Raw genomic sequence first — 22001 nt, 5'->3', positions numbered from 1 at the left:
GCGGGATCAATTCGTGCAGCCCGCCATCTATCCGATCGCGTGGCCTGTGGAAAGAAACGCCCGAGCGCACACAAAGCCGGATCTGAGCGGCAAAGCATACGCGAACGCCGGCGAAGATTAAGAAATTATTCGTTAAATTTTCACCAATGGGTAACCTAGTTTATTTGGCCGACCATTGTTCCATCGGGCACAATTCCACGCGGCGTGACCGAAATGGCACGCGGACACGGTCACAAATCGACCCCGGCTGCGCTTGAAGTCACCCGGTAATGGTATAGTAATGCCGGCGCCGGTTTCGTGCCCGGCACGCGATAGTTCGCCCGCGTTCGCGGGCATGGGAGACAGAGGCGACACGATGACCACAACGCGCACCGAAACCGATACTTTTGGCCCGATCGACGTGGCCGCAGACCGCTACTGGGGCGCTCAGGCGCAACGTTCGCTAGGAAACTTCAAGATCGGCTGGGAAAAGCAGCCGCTGGCCGTGGTCCGTGCGCTCGGCATCGTCAAGCAGGCCGCAGCCGTCGCCAATATGGAACTGGCAGGCCTCGACCAGACCGTCGGCAAGGCGATCGTCGATGCCGCCCAGGAAGTGATCGACGGCAAGCTCAACGATCATTTTCCGCTGGTCGTCTGGCAGACCGGTTCCGGCACGCAGTCGAACATGAACGCCAACGAAGTGATCTCCAACCGGGCGATCGAAGTCCTCGGTGGCGTCATGGGCTCCAAGAAGCCTGTGCACCCGAACGACCATGTCAACATGAGCCAGTCGTCGAACGATACGTATCCGACGGCCATGCACATTGCCTGCGTCGAAACCATCGTCCGCCATCTCCTGCCGGCGCTCAGGCATCTGCATGAGGCGCTGGAAGCCAAGGTGAAGGCTTTCGCCCACATCATCAAGATCGGCCGCACCCACACGCAGGACGCGACGCCGTTGACGCTCGGCCAGGAATTTTCCGGCTATGCGGCGCAGGTCGCCTCAGCCATTGCCAATATCGAGCTGACGCTTCCGGCGCTCTCCAAGCTTGCTCAGGGCGGCACTGCAGTCGGCACAGGCCTCAACGCCCCGGTCGGCTTTGCCGAAAAGGTCGCCGACGAAATCTCGAAGATCACCGGCCTGCCCTTCGTGACGGCGCCGAACAAGTTCGAGGCGCTCGCTTCACACGACTCGATGGTGTTTTCGCACGGCGCGATCAATGCGGCCGCTGCGGCGCTGTTCAAGATCGCCAACGACATCCGCTTCCTGGGCTCCGGTCCGCGTGCCGGCCTTGGCGAACTGTCGCTGCCGGAAAACGAGCCGGGCTCGTCGATCATGCCGGGCAAGGTCAACCCCACGCAGTCGGAAGCGCTCACACAGGTCTGCGCCCACATCTTCGGCAACCATGCTGCCCTCACCTTCGCCGGCAGCCAGGGGCATTTCGAGCTGAACGTCTACAATCCGATGATGGCCTACAACTTCCTTCAGTCGGTTCAGCTGCTCGGTGATGCTGCGGTTTCCTTTACCGACAACTGTGTCGTCGGCATCGAAGCGCGTGAAGACAATATCCGCAAGGGCGTCGAAAACTCCCTGATGCTGGTCACCGCGCTGAATTCCAGGCTCGGCTACGACACCTGCGCGAAGATCGCCAAGACCGCGCACAAGAATGGCACCACCCTGCGTGAGGAAGCCGTTGGCGGTGGCTATCTGACGAACGAGGAGTTCGATCAGTATGTCCGTCCGGAAAACATGATCGGCCCCAAGTAAATCGGTCGCTAGAGCGATGACGGGGTCGGTCAACCGATAGGCCCCGTCGTCAAGATTACATCCGGAATGAGCTAGATCGAACCATATCTTTTGCTCGCATGGCAAGCTCAGCCAAGATTTGCACTTTCACGCAATATAACATAGAATCATAATTAAAATAACGCGTACAAAATTGCGCAAATACAAACTGCTCTTAATTGTTTTCCAATATTCGTCACATATAAATTTATCCACACAGTGGATGAGGTCTAGTGGGGGTCGTCGATGACGACGGGTGTGGCGCCGAAGGCGCAATCCAGTGATTTGATCAGTCAAGTCATATACGCAATTCGGGCGATGGGGGTCGCTTCGATACCGCGTAATTATCAGCTATTCTATGAAGCTTACATCGGCTCCAACCCCGAGCTGGCACAGGATCTTGCGGCGCTGGGCTCACGCGCGACGCAAGAGGAACTCGACGACCTTTCTGCCCGGCATCTGGGAACGGGTCAGGTCGATGTCATCGAGAAGGCGCATGACCGCATCTTGACGGAGCTGGACTCCGTTTTGAAGCTGTTGCGTCAGGAACAGGCGTCGCTCGAAAGCTACAGCCGTCTTCTTGGCGAGACCGCCGTCCGTATCAATGCCAAAAGCAGCTTTTCGAGCGAACTGATCCGCAATGCCGTCAGCCTTCTCAACGATGCGACCGGCGACAAGATCGCGCAGGGCGAAAAGACCGCCGGCGACATGGAGCAGCGCTCGCAGGAGATGGATCAGGTTCGCCGCGAACTCGACGAGTACAAGCGGATCGCCAATACCGATTCCTTGACGCGGCTTTCCAACCGACGCGCCTTCGACGAGCGCCTGGCAACGATCTTCGACCATGCGCCAAGCCTGCCCGTGACGGCGCTGGTCCTTGCCGACATCGACAATTTCAAGAAGATCAACGACAGCTACGGCCATCCGGTCGGCGACAAGATCCTGTCGACCGTCGCCTCGGTCATCCGTTCGAACGTCCGCAAGGAAGTCTTCGTCGCACGCACAGGCGGCGAGGAGTTTGCGATCATCGTTCAGGGCAACACACCCGACGAGGTCATGATCATCTGCGAGCGGGTGCGTCGTGCTCTCGAAACGCGCGCCTTTCGCAATTCCCGCTCGGGCATCAACTATGGGCCAGTCACCATCTCGCTCGGATACTCGATGGCCTCGCAGGCAGCCGATCCGGGCGATCTTTACGCCCGCGCAGACACGGCGCTCTATCATGCCAAGAACTCCGGACGAAACCGGACCGTGTTCTATGAAGACAGCATGACCAAGGATTACGTCAGCAAGAGCTGGCTGATCTACAAGAAGTGATCGCCTGCTCTCACCACATCGTCTTGGCGGCACGGTCCGCCCAGTCGCGGTCATAGGTTTCCTTGTCGAAGTCGGCCTTGGCCGCCTTCAGCAATGTGCCGGGCGTGGGAAGGGTCCTCGGGTCCACAAAACGCGCAGGGTTCCACAGTTCCGACCGCATCAGCGCCCGCGCGCATTGGAAATAGACCTCGCCGATAGCAATCACCGTCACGCTGCGCGGGTGCTTGCCGTCCATCTCGAAGCTTTGGAGCAGTCCGGGCTCCACCGACACCACCGCGCGACCATTGATCCGCATCGTCATCGTCGAGCCCGGCACGAGAAACATCAGCGCGACCCGCGGATCTCGAACGATGTTGATCAGCGAATCGATGCGGTTATTGCCACGCCAGTCCGGAAGCGCCAGCGTCCGCTCGTCCTCGATCCGCACCACCCCGCCGAGATCGCCGCGCGGCGAGCAGTCGATCCCTTCCGGCCCGACGGTTGCCAGCGCCACGAACGGTGACGCCTCGATCATCTGCCGATATTCAGCCGTCAGGAAGCGGGTCACCTTGGCAAGCGATGCCTCGCTGCTGTCGCCATAGATCGCCTTCAGTTCGTCGACCGTTGTGATGATTGTCATCTTGCTGCCCCTTGCGCCGCGTCCTGTGCGGCCGCCCGTCGTTCCCGTTCGCGCGCCGTTTTGGCGGCGATGATGTCTGCCGGTTGCGCATTGCCCTTGATTAGCGACCGGCCGGCATAGATGCCGCCGACTTGTTCCAGCGCAAACCGTTCGCGATCGATCTCACGGAACTCCTCGACCATCTGAAGCGCGGTCTCGTCGGCCTCACCCAGAGCGCGCAGTACCTCGCCTCCGAAGCTCAGCGCCGAATCGTAGGTTTCGCGGATCTGGTAATCGACGCCGGCCTTCAGGAGATCGATTGCATGGCCGCGGTCATAGGCGCGGGCGAGAACCGGAACCAGCGGGAACTCTTCCTTGACGATCTCGGCGATCTTCAGCGCCGCTTCCTTGTCGTCCACACAGATCAGGATCGCCCTTGCCGTCGCTGCACCGGCTGCATGCAGGATCTCGGGTCGGACACCGTCACCGTAATAGACCTTGAAGCCGAAATCGCCGATGTCGCGGATAAACTCCGCATTGCTGTCGATGATCGACAGCGTATAGCCTCGCGCCAGAACCGGCTGGCTGACGATCTGTCCAAAACGCCCGAAGCCGATCAACAGCACCGTATTTTCGATATTCTCTGGCTCGGCCAAACCGCTCGTATCCACTTCCGGCTTCGGCGCGGTGCGCACGTAGATCGCAACGACCAGCGGCGTCACCGCCATCGAGATAACGATCGTCGCCGTCAGCACGGCATTCGTATCGGAATCCAAGATGCCGACGGAGGCCGCCGCCGCGTAGAGCACGAACGCAAATTCGCCGCCCTGCGCCATCAGGATCGCACGGCCGAGACCCTCGGCATGAGACGTGCCAAGCAGCCTTGCGACCCCATAGATCACCAGCCCCTTGACGATCATGTAGGCGATGACGGCGAGGAGCACGTGCTGCCAGTTGGCGGCAATCACCGACAGATCGACCGCCATGCCGACGCCGAGAAAGAACAGACCGAGCAGGATACCGCGAAACGGCTCGATATCGGCCTCAAGCTGGTGCCGGAAGGATGATTCGGACAGGAGAACGCCGGCAAGAAACGCGCCCATCGCCATCGACAGACCGGCAAACTGCATCAGCAGCGCCGATCCGAGCACGACGAGCAGAGCCGCGGCGGTCATCACCTCCCGAGCGCCGGAATTGGCAAGCAGCCGGAAGAACGGGTTGAGCAGGTATCGCCCGGCAAGAACGAGTGCGGCAAGCGCTGCAAACCCGATGCCGACCGATTGCAGCCGCTCGGTCAAGGAAACGGCCTCGCCCTGCGCCGCCAGGAGGGCGACGATAGCCAGCAGCGGCACGATGGCGAGATCCTCAAACAGCAGGATCGCAACGATATGCTGGCCCTTCGGCGTATGCAGATGGTTGCGCTCCTGAAGCATCTGCATGACGATTGCCGTCGAGGTCAGGACGAAGCCGGTGCCGGCGACGAAGGCGACAGGCGCCGGATAACCGAAGCCGATCCCGACAGCCATCAGCAAAACAATACAGGCGCACACCTGAAGTGCGCCAAGCCCGAAAATATCCTTTCGCATGCTCCAAAGCCGCGATGGCTGCATTTCCAGGCCGATGACGAACAGGAACATGACGACGCCGAGTTCGGCAATGTGCAGGATCGCCTGCGGATCCGAGACAAGCTTCAGTCCAAAAGGCCCGATCGCCAAACCGGCGGCGAGATAGCCGAGCACGGATCCGAGACCGATCTTCTTGAAGAGGGGTGCCGCAATAACCGCTGCCCCGAGAAGCGCGACGACCTGAACCAGATCGCCCGCATTTGATTCCGCTGCCACCCCGACAATCCCCTTTGTTTTCGCAATCGCTTTAGCGCGTCTGCGTGACACTATCGCGGCTCAGTCCCTTGGCCGCCAGATCATTTTCGTAACCCTGGAAAAGCGCGTCGCCCTCGGTCCCGAGCTCGCGCAGATAGCGCCAGGTAAAGATACCGCTGTCATGGCCGTCGTCGAACGCGATGCGGACCGCATAATTGCCGGTCGCGACGACGTTGCGTATGCCCACAAGGCGCTTTCCCGGTACCGTCACCTTCTGGTCCGGGCTGTGGCCCTGAACTTCTGCGGAAGGCGAGAGCACGCGCATCATCTCGGCGGACAGGGCGTAAGACGCACCGTCTTCAAAGTGCACGGTCAGTGTTCTCTTGTCCGGCGAAACCCGCAATTCCGTCGGCCAGCTGTCGTTGGGAACGTCAGTCATGTTTCTCTTCCAATTTGAATGTCTCACGATTATGGACTTCGCTCATGCCTCGCAAGCCCGTTCGCCGTGAACGGTCCATCATCACGTTAAGGAGTACAAACCTTGACGTTGCCCCGGATCGGACCCAAGTTCTGGCGTCAGGAGTATTTACCCGTGAATTCATTTGTCATACCGCCACTGACTGCCGGCCCTGCCGCGACCAACGCACCGATGATCGACAAGTTTGGTCGCGCGGTCACCTATCTGCGTGTCTCGGTCACGGATCGCTGCGACTTTCGCTGTACCTATTGCATGGCGGAAAACATGACGTTCCTGCCGAAAAAGGACCTGCTGACGCTCGAAGAGCTCGACAGGCTCTGTTCGGCCTTCGTCGCAAAGGGCGTCCGAAAGCTTCGGCTAACCGGCGGCGAACCTTTGGTGCGCAAGAACATCATGTATCTGGTCCGCTCGATCGGTCGCCACATCGAAGAGGGCAATCTCGACGAGCTGACGCTGACGACGAACGGCTCCCAGCTCGCCCGCCATGCACAGGAACTCTACGATTGCGGCGTGCGTCGCATCAACGTCTCGCTCGATACGCTCGATCCCGACAAGTTCAAGGCCATCACGCGCTGGGGTGACTTCTCCAAGGTCATGGAAGGCATCGATGCGGCGCAAAAGGCGGGCTTGAAGATCAAGCTGAATGCGGTCGCGCTCAAGGATTTCAACGAATTCGAGATCGCCGACATGCTGCGCTTTGCGCATGGCCGCGGAATGGACCTGACGGTCATCGAGACCATGCCGATGGGCGAGATCGAGGAAGACCGCACGGACCGCTATCTGCCGCTGTCGAAGCTGCGCGCCGATCTCGAACAGCAGTTCACGTTCACCGACATCCCCTACAAGACCGGTGGCCCTGCCCGCTATGTCGAGGTCGCCGAAACCGGTGGCCGCGTCGGCTTCATCACGCCGATGACCCATAACTTCTGCGAGGGCTGCAACCGCGTCCGCCTGACCTGCACCGGCACGCTCTATATGTGCCTCGGCCAGAACGACGCCGCCGATCTTCGTGCCGCCCTGCGCTCCTCGGACGATCCGGCCGTTCTCTCGGCGGCGATCGACGAGGCGATCTCGCGCAAGCCGAAAGGCCACGACTTCATCATCGACCGCAACAACCGCCCGGCGGTGTCGCGGCACATGAGCGTCACCGGCGGGTGATGTAAACGAAGCAAAGCTCAGATGTGAAAAGAGCCGGCTTGAGCCGGCTCTTTTCATTTTGGGACTGCAGCGATCGTCTCAGGCGACGTCGCGCCGCTGCTGATCGCGCCGGTCATAACTTCCCATGCCGAACTGTGCATGCGGTTCGCGGGTCTTGAACCGCTCGATCTTTTCGGAGAGAACGCCGACCCGTTGGCGCAGGCCGTGGATCTCGGCATTGTTTTCTTCCACCATCGCGGCGTTCCGCTGGGTGATGTGTTCCACTTCCTGAACCGCGCGGGTGACTTGGCTGATCCCCGTCGACTGTTCCTCGGCAGCATCGGAGATCTGCGTCACCAGTTTGCGCACGTCGGTCACATGGGCGATGATCTGCGAGAGCGCGCCACCTGTCTCTTCAACCAGGTGCACGCCATTGGTCACCTGGGCGGAACTTGCCGAGATCAGCCCCTTGATTTCCCGGGCAGCACCTGCGCAGCGTTGCGCCAGTTCGCGGACTTCCTGCGCGACCACGGCAAAACCGCGACCCGCCTCACCTGCGCGTGCGGCTTCGACACCGGCATTGAGCGCAAGCAGGTTGGTCTGGAAGGCGATCTCATCGATGACGCCGATGATGGTTGCAATCTTCTCCGACGACCGGCTGATCTCGCCCATGGCGCCGACAGCGCGTGCCACGACCTCGCCCGAACGCACCGCAAAAGCTTCAGTCTCGTTGACGGATGTCGAGGTTTCGCGAGCGCTCTGCGCCGTTGCGCGGACGATGTCGCCGAGATGGCGGAGCGCACGCGAACTCTGCTCGAGTGCCGCCGCCTGCTGCTCGGTGCGCCGGGCAAGGTCGTCGGCGGATGCCGCAAGATTGCCGGTGCCGCCTTCGATCTCGTCGGCCGTGGAACGGACGTCGGCAAGCGTGCCGCGCAACTCTTCGACAGCGCGGTTGTATGTGCGGGCCATCTCGATGAAATCCTCGGGCAGGTTTTCATCCATGGTCTGCTCCAGGTCGCCTTCGGCAAGCTGACCAAGAACGCTCGAGAGAGCGGTCAGCGCCTGACGCTGTTCGGCGGCAATCCGGGCACGTTCGCTTGTGCGGCGGTCCGATTCGGCGCTCGAAAGCTCCCGTGCCGACGTCGCCTCTTTTTCCAGCCGGATATTCTCCAGCGCCGAATCGCGGAACACGCTGACCGAGCGCACCATGTCGCCGATCTCGTCGCCCCGCTCGCGGCCTTCGATCTTCACATCGAGATCGCCATCGGCCAGACGCTTCATGATCTCGGTGACGCGGCGCAAAGGTCCGCGCAGCGTCTCGACCAGCATGAGGCCGCCGGCGATGGCAAGCAGCGTGCCCGCCACCATGGCGATCACGGAAACGGTGGCCGAACGCTCGCTGTCCGCCTTGCCGACCTCCTGCGCCTGCGCCACGAAGTTCTTGAGGCCGGCCATGCCTGCCGTCAACGTTTCTGTCGCCTTCGTGCGTGCCGCAGTCCATTCACCCGCGTTGACAATCGTCGTCGCCGTGCTCTTGTCGAGCGCGCTCAGCAGTGTCGCAAGGGTCGGTCCAAAGTCGCGGGTGGCGGCATTGCGTGAATTGAGTTCGGAGACTTTTGCGCTTGTTGCCCTCAGCGCCACGATGTCGGCAATGATATGCGAACGTGCTTCATCGGTCGGCACCGTCATGAAACGCTCGGCATGCAGCTGCATCGCGTTCGAAATCTGGAGCGACTGGTCGATCTGGTCGAGAACGCTCTTCAGCACTTCCACCTCGCCTTCGAGATCGACGAAACGCTCGGCTGCGTCACCGGATTTCTTCGTCACTTCGGCGGCAAGTTCCCCCTGCGGTCTCATGAAGGCACTTGTCGCAATGCGCAAAGCCTGGGCCTTGTCGGCAACCGGCTTGTCGCTGGCGATGACGGCCAGAAGCTGATCGGCTGACTGCTCGATCGGCGCCATGGCCGCCTTGCCGTTGGACGACAGCATTGGAGCGACGATCGCGAATTCCTTTTTAAGCGTGTGGCCGTAAAGCTCCGCGCCCTTGACGGTGGCTTCGTCGGTTTCGGAGGCCCGCACGGCATTGCGCAGATTTTCCAGCCGACGCGCGACGGATCGATACGCGTAGGCTTCAAACAGCTGCCGCTTGGCGAATTTCTCTTTGCCGTCAAACTGTTTCTGGATGATCTCGACCTGCTTGTCGACGCCGTTGGAAGCATCGCGCACGCCTTTGAGGATCTGATTGATCTCCTCGACATTGCGCTTGCGCATCTGTTCGATCGCCCACAGCCCATCCGTGTCGGCTGAGAGCTTAGCCGCAAGCTCGCGGACAACGGCTATCCGGTTACGGTCACCCTCGGTCTGCAACAGCCCTTGCAACCGGCCGACGCCGTCAGCCTGACGCGCGATACTGGACCGCAGGGTCGCGACGGTCTGATCCGACGGAGCCTCGGTGAATGCCTGAAGCGATGACTGGAGATCTTCGAAATCGCCGATATTTTCGATCGTGGCACGCGTCACGGTCATATGACCGTTCAGCGTTTCGGCCGTATAGAAGCCAGCCATTCCCACGCCTGCAATGAGAAGCACCAGTGGCACGACGAAGAGAAGAACCTTCGTGACAATTTTGCGTCTTTGAAGCAGACGATCGACGAATGACATGGAACCCCCGGGTTGTTGAGTAGCCCCCGGCTCCGCTGTTCATTCGCGGGTTATCCAGCAAGCGCCCCCACGTCATGCGGGTAACATTGCTGCACACAATCTGCAAATTCGGTTGAACAAGCGTTAACTCAAGGACGTCCGAGTTGCGATTTCGCAAGAACGGGGACATGTGGCTGCTGGCGGACCGTTTGAAGCTGCGTTAAGACGGCGCGGTCCCGAGGAGACATCATGAGTCTGTCCGAAAACGCACGCGGCGCCCTGGTTATGGCGTTCGCCATGGCGGCATTTACCTTCAACGACGCTTTGGTCAAATCCGTTACGTCAGAGCTCAGCATTGCACAGATCATTGCCGTGCGCGGGGTCATGACCACAACCCTCGTCTATTTCATCGCGCGCCACCTTCGCGCGTCGATTTCGCTGAAAACGCTGAGCCATCCCCTCGTCCTTTTGCGAGGATTTTGCGAACTCGGCGCCACCCTTGCGTATTTCACCGCGCTCGCCCGGCTCGAATTTGCCACCGCTGCCTCCATCATGCAGTCGCTGCCACTGGTCGTCACGCTCGGCGCAGCACTCATTTTTCGTGAACCGGTTGGCTGGCGGCGCTGGAGCGCGATCGGGGTCGGGCTCGTTGGCGTCCTTCTCATTCTGCGCCCCGGCGCGGAAGGCTTTTCGGCGGACGCGGTCTATCCGCTCATCGCTTTATGCTTCACCGCCTGCCGTGACCTGACGACCCGGCGGATCAGCGCTGAAATCCCGACCATCAGCATCACCTTCTTCACGAGTTTCGCCAACACGCTTCTCGGCATTATCCTGATCGTGCCGATGGGCGGTTGGCAACCGGTGAGCGCCGGCACCTTCTCCATTCTCGTCCTGACATCGCTCCTGGTTTTTGCGGGTTATCAGACCGTGATCATGGCGATGCGCACGGGAGAGGTCTCGTTCGTGACGCCGTTCCGCTACACGAGCCTGATCTGGGCTCTGGCGATCGGGATCCTGTTCTTCGGCGAGGAGCCGAGCGGCAGCATGCTTGCGGGAGCGGCAATCGTGATCGGCTCCGGTCTCTACACGTTCGCGCGCGAAAAGAAGAGGAAGCAGCAGGTCGCGACCGCCGCCGACGTCGCCCCGCCCGGCTCCACGCAGACGAGAGAAACGGGCCGATGATAACTGCCTCAAACGATCTCCCGGCTCTCATTCTCGCCGGCGGCCGATCCAGCCGCATGGGGCAAAACAAGGCTGATCTGCCGCTCGCCGGAAAGACGATCCTCGGCCATGTCGTCGATCGGCTCGCGCCTCAGGTGATATCGATCGTTCTGAATGCGCCCGAAGCCTCAGAGAATATTCGCGGGCTACGTCTCGTTCCCGACTTGAGACCGGGCCAGGCCGGCCCGCTCGAAGGCGTCCTGGCCGGTCTTCTCGACCTTCAGGCGCAGGACACCGATGCGTCCCATCTGGTGACGGTCCCTTGCGACAGTCCGTTCCTGCCGCTCGATCTGGTGGCACGTCTCGAAGCCGACGCTGGCCCTGAAACCATTGCCGTCGCTACGTCGGATGGTCGCACGCATCCCGTTTTCGCGCTCTGGCCGAAGTCGATCGCCGACGATCTCGAACACTGGCTTGTCGATCCCGACAACCGTCGCCTCAGGGCATTTCTGGATCGCCATTCGACGGTCTATGTGGATTTCCCAATTCTCGACATCGGCGGCGAAATGCTCGATCCTTTTCTCAATATCAACACTCCGGAGGATCTGGCCTTGGCCAAGCGCTTCACCGAGGCTCTGAGATGACAGTGCCGCCCCGTGTCTTTGGAATTGCCGGCTGGAAGAACTCCGGCAAGACCGGCCTTGCCGTGCGACTGGTGACCGAGTTCACCCGCCGCGGCTACAAGATCTCGACGATCAAGCACGCCCACCACGATTTCGACATCGACAAGGTCGGCGCCGACTCGTTCCGGCACCGTCAGGCCGGCGCGCATGAAGTGACGATCGTCTCCGGCACCCGGTTTGCCATCATGCACGAGCTGCGCGGCGATCCGGAACCCAGTCTGCAGGACGTTCTCGATCGTATCGCGCCCTGCGATCTGGTGCTGATAGAGGGCTACAAGCGCGAGCCTGTGCCCAAGATCGAGGCTCGCAGGCTCGAATCGAAAAGCCGCGAGCCACTGGCTCCGACCGATCCGCACATTGTTGCCATCGCTGCCGATCATGCGGTGGAGGGTACGTCCCTGCCCGTCTTCGATCTCGACGACACGGTCGCCATCGCGGATTTCATCGCGAACGTCGTTTCTCTCCCGCAGAAATGAAAACGCCCGGATAAACCGGGCGCTCTCTGATCAACTCTGGTGAACCAGACTATTTCGACGCAACCGGCTTTACCAGCGCCGTGATGCGGCGGATGGTGACGCGGCGGTTTTCCTGGTTCGGTCCGTCGGTGCGAACCTTCAGGTAGCGTTCGCCGTAGCCCTGGGTCGCCAGGTTTTCCGGCGGGATGCCGTAAGCGTCGGTCAGAACGCGGGCAACGCTTTCCGCACGCTCGTCGGACAGGACGAGGTTGGCATCATCCGCGCCGACGGCGTCGGTATGGCCTTCGATCAGGAAGGTTTCAGCCGGGTCCTTCTTCAGCACCTGGTTGATCGCATCCGCAACCTTGCGCAGCGAGCTTGCCTGGTTCATCGGAATTTCGGCACTGCCTGTTGCAAAGGTGACCGTATCCAAGTCGATACGACGAACCTTGTCGCGGATACGGGCCGAGTAGCGAACCTCATCCAGCGAATAGACGCGCTCGACCTGTTCGACCGGCGGCTGTTCGAGGAACTCGTAGTAGTTCCGGTCAGGCTCCGACGACGTGTCGATAATGTAGTCGTCGAGTGGAACGTCGAGACGCATCGGCGGCAGATCGTCACCCGGATCGCGCCAGGTATAATCTGCACCGCGGTTCTGTTCCGACAGTTCCGGAGCATAGTAGAGAACGTATTCCTCGCCCCCGCGCACGATACGCGACCGCTGGACGATCTCGCCGTAACGGTTCCGCACGGTGACGATCCGGGTGCCGTCGTCGCGCTCGATCACTTCACGTACACGACCATCGCGCAGACGCTCGTATTCCGGCTGGCGACCGTCTTCTTCGTAGAAGCGGCGGCTGTCGTCGTGGCGCACGACCGACTGGTTGTCGATCGAGATGATCACGCGGCCACGATCCCTGCCGCGATCGTTACGACCGACATCCTGGCCGTCCTGACCCCGATAATCCCAGCCACGCGGGCGATCGAACTGTGGACGACGGTCGAGCCGTTCGCCGCGCTCTTCGGACAGTTCGCGGAAATTGCGCCTCTGGTCGGCTGTCTCCCGGGTGTTGGACTGGGAATCAGCGTCGGAACGTGGTGGTGCACGATCGGCCTGCTGGGCATCGCGGTCGCGGTCGCGGCGCGGACGCTCACCATCGCGGTCCGGACGACGCGGACGTGCATCTTCCTTGGCGCTGTCGAGCACCGCTGCACCGTTTTCGACCGGCAGGGTCGGCTGTTCGCCACGCTGCGCAGACTTCGGATCCTTCGCCAGTTCCTTGGCGCGCTCCACCTTGTCAGGCGTATCGGCAACCTGCGGCGGCCGTGGACGGCCGTTTGCGGGCTGATCGGTCTCTGGCTGATTGCGATCGGCCTGGTTGCGATCGGGACGATCACGGCCGGGCTCGTTCGGACTGGCCTGATCGGCATCACCCGGGCGACGGTTGTTCTGGTCGCGATCGGCTGGGTTACGGTCAGCCTGATTACGGTCTGGGCGAGCCGCGTCTGGCTGCGCGGCAGTATCCGGACGGGTCTGGTCGCGCTGGTTGCGATCCTTGGCGTCGCGCGGAGGCGTAGCCCCGTTCTCAGCGTCGGTGTCTCGAGCATTGCGTTCCGCAGCCTTCGGATCAACCTTGGGGTCGGCCTTCGGATCTACCTTGCTGCGATCGCCCTGCGCGCGCGGACGCTCAGGCGACTGTTCATCGCCTGCCTTTTGGCGCTGCGGACGAGCCTGATCCGGATCGGCCTGGTCTGGCTTTGCACGATCAGCCTGTGCCTTTTCAGGCTTGGCCGGCTTTGCATCGTCCGGCTTTGCCCTGTCGGCAGCATCGGCCTTGGACGGATCGGCGCGGTCACGGGATGGCTTCGGGCGCTCGCCTTCGGCATTGGAACGGTCCGCTGCAGGCGGACGCTCCTTGGCATCGCTTCCCTGCGCTTCACGGCGCGGGCGTTCGGCTGCTGCAGGTGCATCCTGCTGACGCTCGGCATCGCGGCGCGCTGGCTTCTTCTGCTCGGGCTCGCCCTGTTCAGCCTGCGCGCGGCGTGCTGGACGCTCGCTTGCGCCGCCGTTGTCTTCAGCCTGCTGGCGACGCTGCGGGCGCTCGCTGGCACCGCCACCGTCTTCCGCGGCCTGGCGACGCTGCGGCCGCTCTGGCTTGTCTTCGCCCTGGCCTGCTTCGCTCTTTTCGCGGCGCGGACGCTGCGGCTTTTCGCCACCACCATCTTCAGGCGCGATGACTTCCTGCTGAACCTGGATGAAACCTGGTACCGAGGCCGGAGCCTGGTTGACTTCAATGGCGGCCTTCAGCGGCATGGCACCAACCGGCTGCAGCATCAGCGGCAGCGACAGCACCGGCGCAGCCACGCTGGCAAACAGTCTGAATTTTTTAGACATGCAATCTTCCTCTTCTCAAGCGTCTCTTCCCTTGGCGCATCCCGTATTATGCATCGTTCGAAAGAATGACCTCGGGCTGACGCGCCGGCTGAACGGGTATTCAACCGATATGGTTCCGCAAAGACTGTTCCCAACCACATGAATGACAACTGAATGCCGCGTTCACCTCCCTCGAGGTGTCATGGGGCAGGAAAATGCCGTTGCAATTTCCCGTTGGCCGGTATCTATAAAACGTCAGACGGGGCGAGCTGGCCTTAAGCCCCGCAACCCGGATGGCGTATGAATTCAACGCCGCCGGTCTTGCCAACAGAGAGGATCATTATGACCATGTCCCGCCTTTTCGCAGCTGCATCCATCGCGGCTGTATCGCTTTTCGCCGGATCCGCGCTTGCCCAGGAAAAGCTCACGATCGGCACCGAGGGCGCTTACCCGCCCTTCAACGTTCTCGAATCCAACGGCAATCTGACCGGTTTCGACATCGACATCGCCAAGGCGCTGTGTGACGAAATGAAGGTCACCTGCACCTTCGTCACCAACGACTGGGATGGCATCATCCCGGCGCTGCAGTCGAAGAAGTTCGATGCTATCATCGCCTCCATGTCGATCACGCCGGAACGCATGCAGCAGGTTGCGTTCTCGAAGAAATACTACAACACGCCGCCGGCAGTCGCCGTACCGAAGGATTCGCCGCTGAAGGATGCGACCGCGGCCTCGCTCAAGGGCAAGACGCTCGGTGCCCAGGGTTCGACCACCCACTCGAACTACACCGAGAAGCATTTCCCCGATTCCGAACTGAAGCTCTACCCGACGTCTGACGAGTACAAGCTCGACCTCACCAACGGCCGCATCGACGGCGTTGTGGACGACATCGTCGTCCTGTCGGAATGGGTGAAGTCCGAAGCCGGCAACTGCTGCAAGATCCTTGCACCGCTCCCGGTCGATGCTGAGATCAACGGCGAAGGCGCCGGCATCGCCGTGCGCAAGGACGAAACGGCACTGGCCGACAAGTTCACCGCCGCGATCGCCGCGATCCGCGCCAACGGCAAATACGCCGAAATCAACAAGAAGTATTTCGACTTCGACGTGTACGGCGACAAGTAATCGTCTATACGCCGGAATATGAACGGCGGAAGGCTTGCCCTTCCGCCGTTTTCCTTTTTAATGACACCTATGACTGAAGCGGCATCTTAAAAGCCGCATGGGGAACGAACCGGAATGACCCTATGAGCGGATGGCTCTCCGCCCTCTTCGATACGCTCGACCCGTTTTGCGGCCCGGCCGGCATCTTTACCTGGCTCGGCCAAGGTTCCCTGATCGCCTGCGGCGACGCCGGATGGGGCGACGAGATCGCCTTTGGCGTCAAGGTCACGATCACGCTGGCCTTGGCGACCCTGCCGGTCGGCCTCATCATCGGCTTCCTGATCGCGCTCGCGGCGCAGTCGGAAGAACGGCTGCTGCGGCTGGCTGCCGGCATCTACACCACGATCTTTCGCGGCCTTCCCGAGCTGCTGACGCTGTTCATCGTCTATTACGGTGCCCAGATCCTTCTCCAGACGGTGCTGTCGACCTTCGGCTATGACGGCCGCGTCGAGATCAACGCCTTCGTCGCCGGCATGGTGGCGCTCGCGGTCGTGTTCTCCTCCTATTCGTCGGAAGTGCTCCTCTCCGCCTTTCGAGCCATTCCACGCGGCCAGTACGAGGCGGGCGATGCGCTTGGTCTTCGTCGCTGGCGCACGATGTTCCTGATCGTCCTGCCGCAGCTGATCCGCATCGCGCTGCCGGGCCTCACCAATCTCTGGCTGATCTTGCTGAAGGATACGTCCTATGTCTCGGTCATCGGCCTTGCCGATATCATCCGCCAGACAGGCATTGCCGCGCGCGTCAGCCGTGAGGCGTTCTTCTTCTATACCATCGCCTGCCTTCTCTATCTTGTGCTTGCGATGATCTCCTCGTTCGGACTGGGCTTCATCGAACGCTGGGCCAAACGCTCGGGAGTATCGCGATGAGCTTTGTGAAAGAGCTGATAGCGCCACGCCCTGCGCCCGCCGTCGTCGCGAGGCCGCTGACCGCTGCCAAGGTTGCGGGCATCGTCGTTCTTGTACTCTGGGGCCTGCTCGCAGCAGGGTTGGTGATGATGGTCATCAACGGCTGGGATACGGCCAAGTTTGAGCGCTATGGGCCGCGCTACCTCAACGGCCTGTGGACGACCATCTCGATTGTCGGCATCTCCATCGTTCTCGGCGCGCTGCTTTCGCTGCCGATCGCGTTCGCCCGCATGTCGAAGAACCGCGTGCTCAACACGATCGCCTACGCCTACGTCTATCTGTTCCGCTCGACGCCGCTGCTCGCGCAGCTCTTCCTGATCTATTACGGTCTCGGCAGTTTCAGGGCGGAACTCGAATCCGTCGGTCTATGGTGGTTCTTCCGCGAGGCCTGGTATTGCGGACTGTTTTCGCTGACGATCAACACGGCCGCGTATCAGGCCGAAATCCTGCGCGGTGCCATCGAAAGCGTGCCGCGCGGCCAGCACGAAGGCGCCGCGGCGCTGGGCATTTCCAAGCGCATCACGCTGCGCAAGGTCATCCTGCCGCAGGCACTGATCGTCGCCCTTCGCCCTTACGGCAACGAAGTGATCCTGATGATCAAAGGCTCCGCCGTGGTCGCGATCGTTACCGTCTTCGATCTGATGGGCGAGACGCGCTATGCCTTTTCGCGCACCTTCGACTACCAGACCTATCTCTGGGCGGCGATCTTCTACCTGACGATGGTGGAAGCGCTGAGGCACCTCTGGGCATTCATGGAAGCCCGCCTGACCCGTCACCTGAAACGCTAGTCCAGATTGCCAAACGGCGCTCCGCCCCTTAAAGCGCTTCGCAACGAAAAGGATGATGGCGATGACGAAGATCGACGAGGAAGCTCTGGCCGAGGCCTACAACCGCGCATTGGCGCTGGAAAAGGCCGGCGATATTGACGCGGCGGTAAAAGCCTACGAAGACGTGCTGGCAATCGACCCCGAGGATCATGGTGGCGCAGCCGTGCGCATCGCCTCCATGGGTCGTGGCGAAACGCCGCCGAGAGCGCCGGACGCCTATGTCGAAACCCTGTTCGACCAGCATGCCGAAAGCTTCGAAGACATTCTTGTCGAACAGCTCGGCTACGCCGTGCCCGTCATCCTGCGCCAGCGTCTGCAGGAACTGAACCTTGGCCCGTTCAAGCGCATGCTCGATCTCGGCTGCGGCACCGGTCTGACCGGCGGTACGCTGCGCGACATGGTGGACGACATCACCGGTATCGATCTCTCCGAAAAAATGGTCGAGATCGCCCATGAGAAGGATCTCTACGAGACGCTCTACGTCGCTGAGGTCGAGGACTTCCTTGACGACAACGACGACGAGCCTTTCGACCTCGTCACCGCAACCGATGTCCTGCCCTATCTCGGCGCGCTTGAGCCCCTGTTCTTCGGCGCTGCCGAAAACATGGTGCCAGGCGGCCTGTTCGCCTTCTCGTCCGAAACGCTCCCCGCATCCGACACCACCCCCTACCGGGTCGGCCCCCACCAGCGCTTTGTCCACTCGGAATCCTACATCCGCTCGCGGCTTGAAGAGACCGGCTTTACCGTCGTGGAAATGACCGAGATCAATGTGCGGATGCAGGACGGCAACCCGAGCCCCGGCCATCTGGTGATTGCGAAGTTGAAGGGCTGAGACCTTAAACTGGACGGTTCGTCGAGTCATATTGACATTACGTATAAGTTGCGCAAATCTTACCCAATCAACCGATAATAGCATTCGGATTGATTGGGGGGATTGCTATGGATGCCACGTCTTGGACTGGGCTGCTGGATAGCCCCTTCTCAAAACTATCGTTTTTGGGCGGCTTGTTTTCGAGCATTGACTGGATAGCTCTCGTCATCGCCCTGCTTGGCCCGCTTCTCATCTTCGCAGCTCGAAACGAAGTGCGCTTGCGCCGGCTGCGACAGATCCAGGATTTCTACGTCAACTTCAGCAGTGAAAAAGGCAGTACCTCAAACACCGTAGCTTCGCGACTCGGCACCAATCCATCCTTCGAATTCGTCCGCTCGAAATACACGGCCGATCTGGTTTTTCCGGAGAAGGACAAATTCGATGCTCTCCCGGAAGCGGACAAGCTGCGGCAGTTTATCAGTCTCGCGGCAAAGGGCCGCGTGACATTCGCGTATCGTCTGTTCCTGTCGTCGCTGGGGTTTGTCCTTCTCAGTTATATCGGCTTCCACATCTTCATTTCCGCGATCTGCTGCGGGCTACAAATCTCCGTTCAGTGCCCTGTGCCCGGTCTCGTCGGCGGTGACACCTCCTCGAAGCTTATCGTGATAGGGTCGCTCGCCTTTATCGGCGCCTACATTTCCTCGGCACGCACCCTTCTTGCCCGCCTCGCTGTGTTCGATCTTTCGTCGACCACATTTCTGAGGATCACCATCGAAAGCCTGGCATCGGTTCTCTTTGCGGCCATCCTGTTTGCAGCCTTTCCGGACCCGCTCGGCGGCATCGGACGTGTTCTGACTGGTGGGGCAACCTCAGGTGCCGAAACCACGGGCCAATCCTTGCCGCTCACATGGATAGCACTCGCGCCGATGCTCGGGCTGCTCCCGCAGAGCTCGACCAAGTTCCTCTTCGTCAAGCTCCAGCAGATCTTCACCTGGGTCAAGGTGAGCGACGACCGCTTCGTGTCCATCACCCCGATCGTGTCGCTCGATGTGATCAACGGCATCGATTACGAAATCCGCTTCCGTCTTGAAGACTGCGGCATCTACGACATCCAGAACCTTGCCACCTACAATCCCATCCTCCTTCACGTCGAAACGCCGTTCGGGATCTATCAGTGCATCGACTGGGTCGCCCAGGCGCAGCTCTGTCATATCGTCGGCCTCGAGCGGTTCCTGGCTTTGCGGGAGTTAAACATCCGGACGATCTTCGACCTCGAACGCGCAATCGACAGCGTCGATTCTCCGGAAGAATTCGACGACATCTACATGAGCATCCTCATGTCGCCGACCAGCAACCTGCGCAGGCTTGCTGACATCGCGAAAATGAACTTCATGATCATGGACGGTACGAATGCCCGCCCGGTCTCGGTGGACGAATACGCCAAGTGGGCCCGGGAGCGGGTCAGCAGCGAGCCGAAACTGATCACGAAAGCCGCCGAACATCTGATGACATGGATTTCGGACGATCTGCACGTCCGCCGCCTGCGTCGGTTGTGGAACGACATTGCTGACAGCCTCGAGCCAGGATCCTCCTACTTCCGGGATTCCAAGCGCAATCCCCAGAACAAAAAGCAGGAAACGTCAGGTCCAGCATCGGATACTGTCTAGGCATTGAGCTCCCCCCGTTCATCATCGGAGCAGCCACACCAACTTCCGTCTTCTCATCTCCGTGCCGAACGGCTAAACCAACTTCGCAATGGAGGTGGCGATGGGACCGCAGCGTTATATTCTCGCCCAGGCCTATAACAATGCCTGGGCCAATCATCGGCTGCTCAAAGCCTGTGCGCTGCTGTCGGCCGCGGATCTTGATGCGCCGCGGCAAAGCTTCTTCCCGTCGATCATCCACACGCTCAACCACATTCTCACGGTGGACTGGCTTTACGTCGGTGCGCTCGAAGGACACTGTCCCGGCGCTTCGGCCTTCGAGCCGCAGACACCCTTCCCCGCGATCGCGGATCTCGATCGGGAACAACGGGCCGTCGACCGTCGCATGATCGATCACTGTCGTCGCCGAGCGAGGCCGACCTCGCCGGGGAAATCCGGATCCCGCGACAAAACCATGTCCAGGTCGAGCGTGCCGATCGAATTCTGCTGCACCTCTTCCAGCACCAGATCCATCATCGCGGCCAGGTGCATGCGATGCTGTCTTCCACCCCTGTTTCCCCACCGCAGCTCGACGAGTTCTTTCCGTCGGACCCGCAGGAACAGGCATTGCGCGCAAAAGACTTCGCCGAACTCGGCTTTACCGAATCCATGATCTGGAGTGACTGACCCATGCTGTATTTCGTTCTAAAAACCCTGCACCTCATCTCCGACTTCCTGCTGATCGGCGGCATGCTGGTGAACGCCTTCGTCATCTCCATGGTGCCCCCGACGATCCGGGTCGGCGTCATCCAGTCGCTGCGCAAATACGACCGCACCGTCACGACCGCAGCCCTTGCCGGCGCGTGGATCTTCGGCCTTTGGCTGGCGATCGGTTACGTCGGCTTTTCCGGCGGCTGGCTTCACGCCAAGTTCGTGCTGGTGATCCTGCTTTCCGCGCTGCACGGCATGCAGGGGGCGGCCATGCGCAAGATGGCGGCCGATCCGAAACGCGATCCGAACGCCTTCGTGCGTCTCGGCATGCCAATCATCATGATCTGTCTCGTGCTGATCGTGGCACTCGCCGTGATCAAGCCGTTCTGATCAGAAGAGAGACCCTGCTCTGCACGACGGTATCACCGAACCAATCTCCAACGCGCCGCAGCCGGCGGGTGGAGCGTCGTGACAGGTCAGCTAGTTAGGCTTGCGAGCGCTTTGCCCTTCCCGTCGGCCTTGCTTTGTTCTAATCCTCGCATCACAGCAATTCAGGGAGTTCCGGCATGGCGAAAGTGGCATTCATCGGTCTTGGCGTTATGGGTTTCCCCATGGCAGGCCACCTGAAGGAAAAGGGCGGCCATGACGTCACGGTCTATAACCGCACCGCGTCCAAAGCTGCCGAGTGGGCAAAGAAGTTCGGCGGAGGAACCGGTGCAACGCCAGCCGAAGCCGCAAAAGATGCCGATTTCGTCTTCATCTGCGTCGGCAACGACGACGATCTGCGCCAGGTGACCACAGGTGAGAACGGCGTTCTCTCTGGCATGAAATCCGGCGCGATCCTGATCGACAACACGACCGCCAGCGCCGAAGTCGCCCGTGAACTGGAGACAGCCGCCAGCGAGAAAGGCATCGGCTTTATCGATGCACCGGTTTCCGGCGGCCAGGCGGGTGCCGAAGGCGGCGTGCTGACTGTCATGTGCGGCGGCGATCAGAAAACCTTCGACACGGCAAAGCCTGTGATCGAGGCCTATGCCCGCATGGTCGGCCTGATGGGTCCGGTCGGCAGCGGCCAGCTGACCAAGATGATGAACCAGATCTGCATTGCCGGCGTCGTCCAAGGCCTGGCGGAAGCCGTGCATTTCGGCAAGCAGGCAGGCCTCGACATCGAGACCGTCGTCGGCGTCATCTCCAAGGGAGCTGCCGGATCCTGGCAGATGGAAAACCGCCACAAGACGATGGACCAGGGCAAATACGACTTCGGCTTTGCCGTCGACTGGATGCGCAAAGATCTCGATATCGTCCTCACCGAAGCCCGTCGCAACGGCGCAAACCTGCCAATGACGGCACTGGTCGACCAGTTCTATGCTGAAGTGCAGGCGATGGGCGGCAAGCGTTGGGACACGTCGTCGCTGCTGGCACGGCTGGAGCGGAAGTAATTTATCGATACGACAGTAGTCGTGGCGACGGCCCGTTGACATTGGCCGTTGCTCTATCCTTAGCTAGAGCAGACTG

General features: G+C 60.8%; 18 protein-coding genes and 1 pseudogene. 14 read left to right on the top strand and 5 right to left on the bottom strand.

Annotation, left to right across the window (positions count from 1 at the left end; all coding sequences use genetic code 11):
• Positions 1–355: 355 nt before the first annotated feature.
• Together fumC and G6K99_RS11400 are read left to right on the top strand one after the other, a co-directional pair.
• Positions 356–1747: a class II fumarate hydratase gene (gene fumC, locus G6K99_RS11405; RefSeq protein ID WP_174196589.1), complete on the top strand. Its 1392-nt coding sequence runs from the start codon at positions 356–358 to the stop codon at positions 1745–1747.
• Positions 1748–2011: 264 nt separating this feature from the next.
• A complete protein-coding gene (locus G6K99_RS11400; RefSeq protein ID WP_062456544.1) occupies positions 2012–3082 on the top strand; it encodes a GGDEF domain-containing protein in 1071 nt (356 codons plus the stop codon).
• Positions 3083–3092: 10 nt separating this feature from the next.
• Here the strand turns inward: G6K99_RS11400 and G6K99_RS11395 are convergent, their stop codons facing one another.
• From G6K99_RS11395 to G6K99_RS11385, 3 genes are read right to left on the bottom strand one after another with little or no spacing between them, the layout of a single operon-like run.
• Positions 3093–3701 (bottom strand): pyridoxamine 5'-phosphate oxidase family protein, encoded by a 609-nt coding sequence (locus G6K99_RS11395; protein WP_174196588.1) that lies wholly within the window; start codon positions 3699–3701, stop codon positions 3093–3095.
• Entirely contained in the window at positions 3698–5521 is a 1824-nt protein-coding gene (locus G6K99_RS11390; RefSeq protein WP_062456538.1) for a monovalent cation:proton antiporter-2 (CPA2) family protein, read from the bottom strand. The genes G6K99_RS11395 and G6K99_RS11390 overlap by 4 nt, the downstream gene beginning before the upstream one ends.
• A gap of 31 nt (positions 5522–5552) precedes the next feature.
• Entirely contained in the window at positions 5553–5939 is a 387-nt protein-coding gene (locus G6K99_RS11385) for a gamma-butyrobetaine hydroxylase-like domain-containing protein (protein WP_174196587.1), read from the bottom strand.
• 210 nt (positions 5940–6149) lie between these two features.
• On the opposite strand from G6K99_RS11385, the gene moaA reads away from it, so the two are divergent.
• Positions 6150–7136, top strand: a complete 987-nt coding sequence (gene moaA / locus G6K99_RS11380; protein WP_174196832.1) for a GTP 3',8-cyclase MoaA — start codon at positions 6150–6152, stop codon at positions 7134–7136.
• A 78-nt stretch (positions 7137–7214) separates the two neighbouring features.
• Here moaA and G6K99_RS11375 read toward each other — a convergent pair whose 3' ends face one another.
• Complete coding sequence (locus G6K99_RS11375) at positions 7215–9776, bottom strand: methyl-accepting chemotaxis protein (RefSeq protein ID WP_174196586.1); 2562 nt, start codon at positions 9774–9776, stop codon at positions 7215–7217.
• A gap of 228 nt (positions 9777–10004) precedes the next feature.
• Between G6K99_RS11375 and G6K99_RS11370 the strand changes: the two genes are divergently transcribed.
• The 3 genes from G6K99_RS11370 to mobB are packed head-to-tail and all read left to right on the top strand — an operon-like array spanning position 10005 to position 12075.
• A complete protein-coding gene (locus G6K99_RS11370; RefSeq protein ID WP_113110591.1) occupies positions 10005–10937 on the top strand; it encodes a DMT family transporter in 933 nt (310 codons plus the stop codon).
• Positions 10934–11560: a molybdenum cofactor guanylyltransferase MobA gene (gene mobA / locus G6K99_RS11365; protein ID WP_180215482.1), complete on the top strand. Its 627-nt coding sequence runs from the start codon at positions 10934–10936 to the stop codon at positions 11558–11560. Before G6K99_RS11370 ends, mobA begins: the two co-directional genes overlap by 4 nt.
• Positions 11557–12075 carry a molybdopterin-guanine dinucleotide biosynthesis protein B gene (gene mobB, locus G6K99_RS11360; RefSeq protein WP_113110593.1) on the top strand — a complete coding sequence of 173 codons (519 nt, stop codon included), beginning with the start codon at positions 11557–11559 and terminating at the stop codon, positions 12073–12075. The genes mobA and mobB overlap by 4 nt, the downstream gene beginning before the upstream one ends.
• A 49-nt stretch (positions 12076–12124) precedes the next feature.
• Here the strand turns inward: mobB and G6K99_RS11355 are convergent, their stop codons facing one another.
• The gene (locus G6K99_RS11355; protein WP_174196585.1) at positions 12125–14449 is read right to left on the bottom strand and encodes an OmpA family protein; all 2325 of its coding nucleotides are present in this window, start codon (positions 14447–14449) and stop codon (positions 12125–12127) included.
• 321 nt (positions 14450–14770) lie between these two features.
• Between G6K99_RS11355 and G6K99_RS11350 the strand changes: the two genes are divergently transcribed.
• The 8 genes and pseudogenes from G6K99_RS11350 to G6K99_RS11315 all read left to right on the top strand — a co-directional run bounded on the left by G6K99_RS11350 (position 14771) and on the right by G6K99_RS11315 (position 21925).
• Positions 14771–15550, top strand: a complete 780-nt coding sequence (locus G6K99_RS11350; RefSeq protein ID WP_062456519.1) for an ABC transporter substrate-binding protein — start codon at positions 14771–14773, stop codon at positions 15548–15550.
• Between the two features lie 122 nt (positions 15551–15672).
• Positions 15673–16455, top strand: coding sequence for an ABC transporter permease (locus G6K99_RS11345; RefSeq protein ID WP_113110595.1), 783 nt, complete (start codon positions 15673–15675; stop codon positions 16453–16455).
• Complete coding sequence (locus G6K99_RS11340) at positions 16452–17282, top strand: ABC transporter permease (RefSeq protein ID WP_174196584.1); 831 nt, start codon at positions 16452–16454, stop codon at positions 17280–17282. The genes G6K99_RS11345 and G6K99_RS11340 overlap by 4 nt, the downstream gene beginning before the upstream one ends.
• 52 nt (positions 17283–17334) lie before the next feature.
• On the top strand, positions 17335–18153 hold the full coding sequence (locus G6K99_RS11335) for a methyltransferase domain-containing protein (RefSeq protein WP_371816164.1): 819 nt from the start codon (positions 17335–17337) through the stop codon (positions 18151–18153).
• A 173-nt stretch (positions 18154–18326) separates the two neighbouring features.
• Entirely contained in the window at positions 18327–19799 is a 1473-nt protein-coding gene (locus G6K99_RS11330; RefSeq protein ID WP_174196582.1) for a hypothetical protein, read from the top strand.
• A 100-nt stretch (positions 19800–19899) separates the two neighbouring features.
• Positions 19900–20462, top strand: a pseudogene (locus G6K99_RS11325) (DinB family protein).
• Between the two features lie 3 nt (positions 20463–20465).
• Positions 20466–20876 carry a CopD family protein gene (locus tag G6K99_RS11320; RefSeq protein WP_062456502.1) on the top strand — a complete coding sequence of 137 codons (411 nt, stop codon included), beginning with the start codon at positions 20466–20468 and terminating at the stop codon, positions 20874–20876.
• A 176-nt stretch (positions 20877–21052) separates the two neighbouring features.
• Positions 21053–21925 carry an NAD(P)-dependent oxidoreductase gene (locus G6K99_RS11315; RefSeq protein WP_174196581.1) on the top strand — a complete coding sequence of 291 codons (873 nt, stop codon included), beginning with the start codon at positions 21053–21055 and terminating at the stop codon, positions 21923–21925.
• Positions 21926–22001: the final 76 nt, after the last annotated feature.

Origin of the sequence: Neorhizobium sp. AL 9.2.2, assembly GCF_013317225.1 — a bacterium.
Taxonomy (GTDB): domain Bacteria; phylum Pseudomonadota; class Alphaproteobacteria; order Rhizobiales; family Rhizobiaceae; genus Neorhizobium; species Neorhizobium soli.
This window is presented reverse-complemented; position numbering and strand designations above follow the sequence as displayed.

What these genes read in the sequence shown, in the direction of transcription:
- G6K99_RS11400 (WP_062456544.1), top strand. Translation starts at nt 2,012, where the DNA reads ATGACGACGGGTGTGGCGCCGAAGGCGCAATCCAGTGATTTGATCAGT.
- G6K99_RS11395 (WP_174196588.1), bottom strand. Translation starts at nt 3,701, where the DNA reads ATGACAATCATCACAACGGTCGACGAACTGAAGGCGATCTATGGCGAC.
- G6K99_RS11385 (WP_174196587.1), bottom strand. Translation starts at nt 5,939, where the DNA reads ATGACTGACGTTCCCAACGACAGCTGGCCGACGGAATTGCGGGTTTCG.
- mobB (WP_113110593.1), top strand. Translation starts at nt 11,557, where the DNA reads ATGACAGTGCCGCCCCGTGTCTTTGGAATTGCCGGCTGGAAGAACTCC.
- G6K99_RS11340 (WP_174196584.1), top strand. Translation starts at nt 16,452, where the DNA reads ATGAGCTTTGTGAAAGAGCTGATAGCGCCACGCCCTGCGCCCGCCGTC.
- G6K99_RS11345 (WP_113110595.1), top strand. Translation starts at nt 15,673, where the DNA reads ATGAGCGGATGGCTCTCCGCCCTCTTCGATACGCTCGACCCGTTTTGC.
- moaA (WP_174196832.1), top strand. Translation starts at nt 6,150, where the DNA reads ATGATCGACAAGTTTGGTCGCGCGGTCACCTATCTGCGTGTCTCGGTC.
- G6K99_RS11355 (WP_174196585.1), bottom strand. Translation starts at nt 14,449, where the DNA reads ATGTCTAAAAAATTCAGACTGTTTGCCAGCGTGGCTGCGCCGGTGCTG.
- G6K99_RS11335 (WP_371816164.1), top strand. Translation starts at nt 17,335, where the DNA reads ATGATGGCGATGACGAAGATCGACGAGGAAGCTCTGGCCGAGGCCTAC.
- G6K99_RS11370 (WP_113110591.1), top strand. Translation starts at nt 10,005, where the DNA reads ATGAGTCTGTCCGAAAACGCACGCGGCGCCCTGGTTATGGCGTTCGCC.
- G6K99_RS11315 (WP_174196581.1), top strand. Translation starts at nt 21,053, where the DNA reads ATGGCGAAAGTGGCATTCATCGGTCTTGGCGTTATGGGTTTCCCCATG.
- G6K99_RS11320 (WP_062456502.1), top strand. Translation starts at nt 20,466, where the DNA reads ATGCTGTATTTCGTTCTAAAAACCCTGCACCTCATCTCCGACTTCCTG.
- mobA (WP_180215482.1), top strand. Translation starts at nt 10,934, where the DNA reads ATGATAACTGCCTCAAACGATCTCCCGGCTCTCATTCTCGCCGGCGGC.
- fumC (WP_174196589.1), top strand. Translation starts at nt 356, where the DNA reads ATGACCACAACGCGCACCGAAACCGATACTTTTGGCCCGATCGACGTG.
- G6K99_RS11350 (WP_062456519.1), top strand. Translation starts at nt 14,771, where the DNA reads ATGACCATGTCCCGCCTTTTCGCAGCTGCATCCATCGCGGCTGTATCG.
- G6K99_RS11375 (WP_174196586.1), bottom strand. Translation starts at nt 9,776, where the DNA reads ATGTCATTCGTCGATCGTCTGCTTCAAAGACGCAAAATTGTCACGAAG.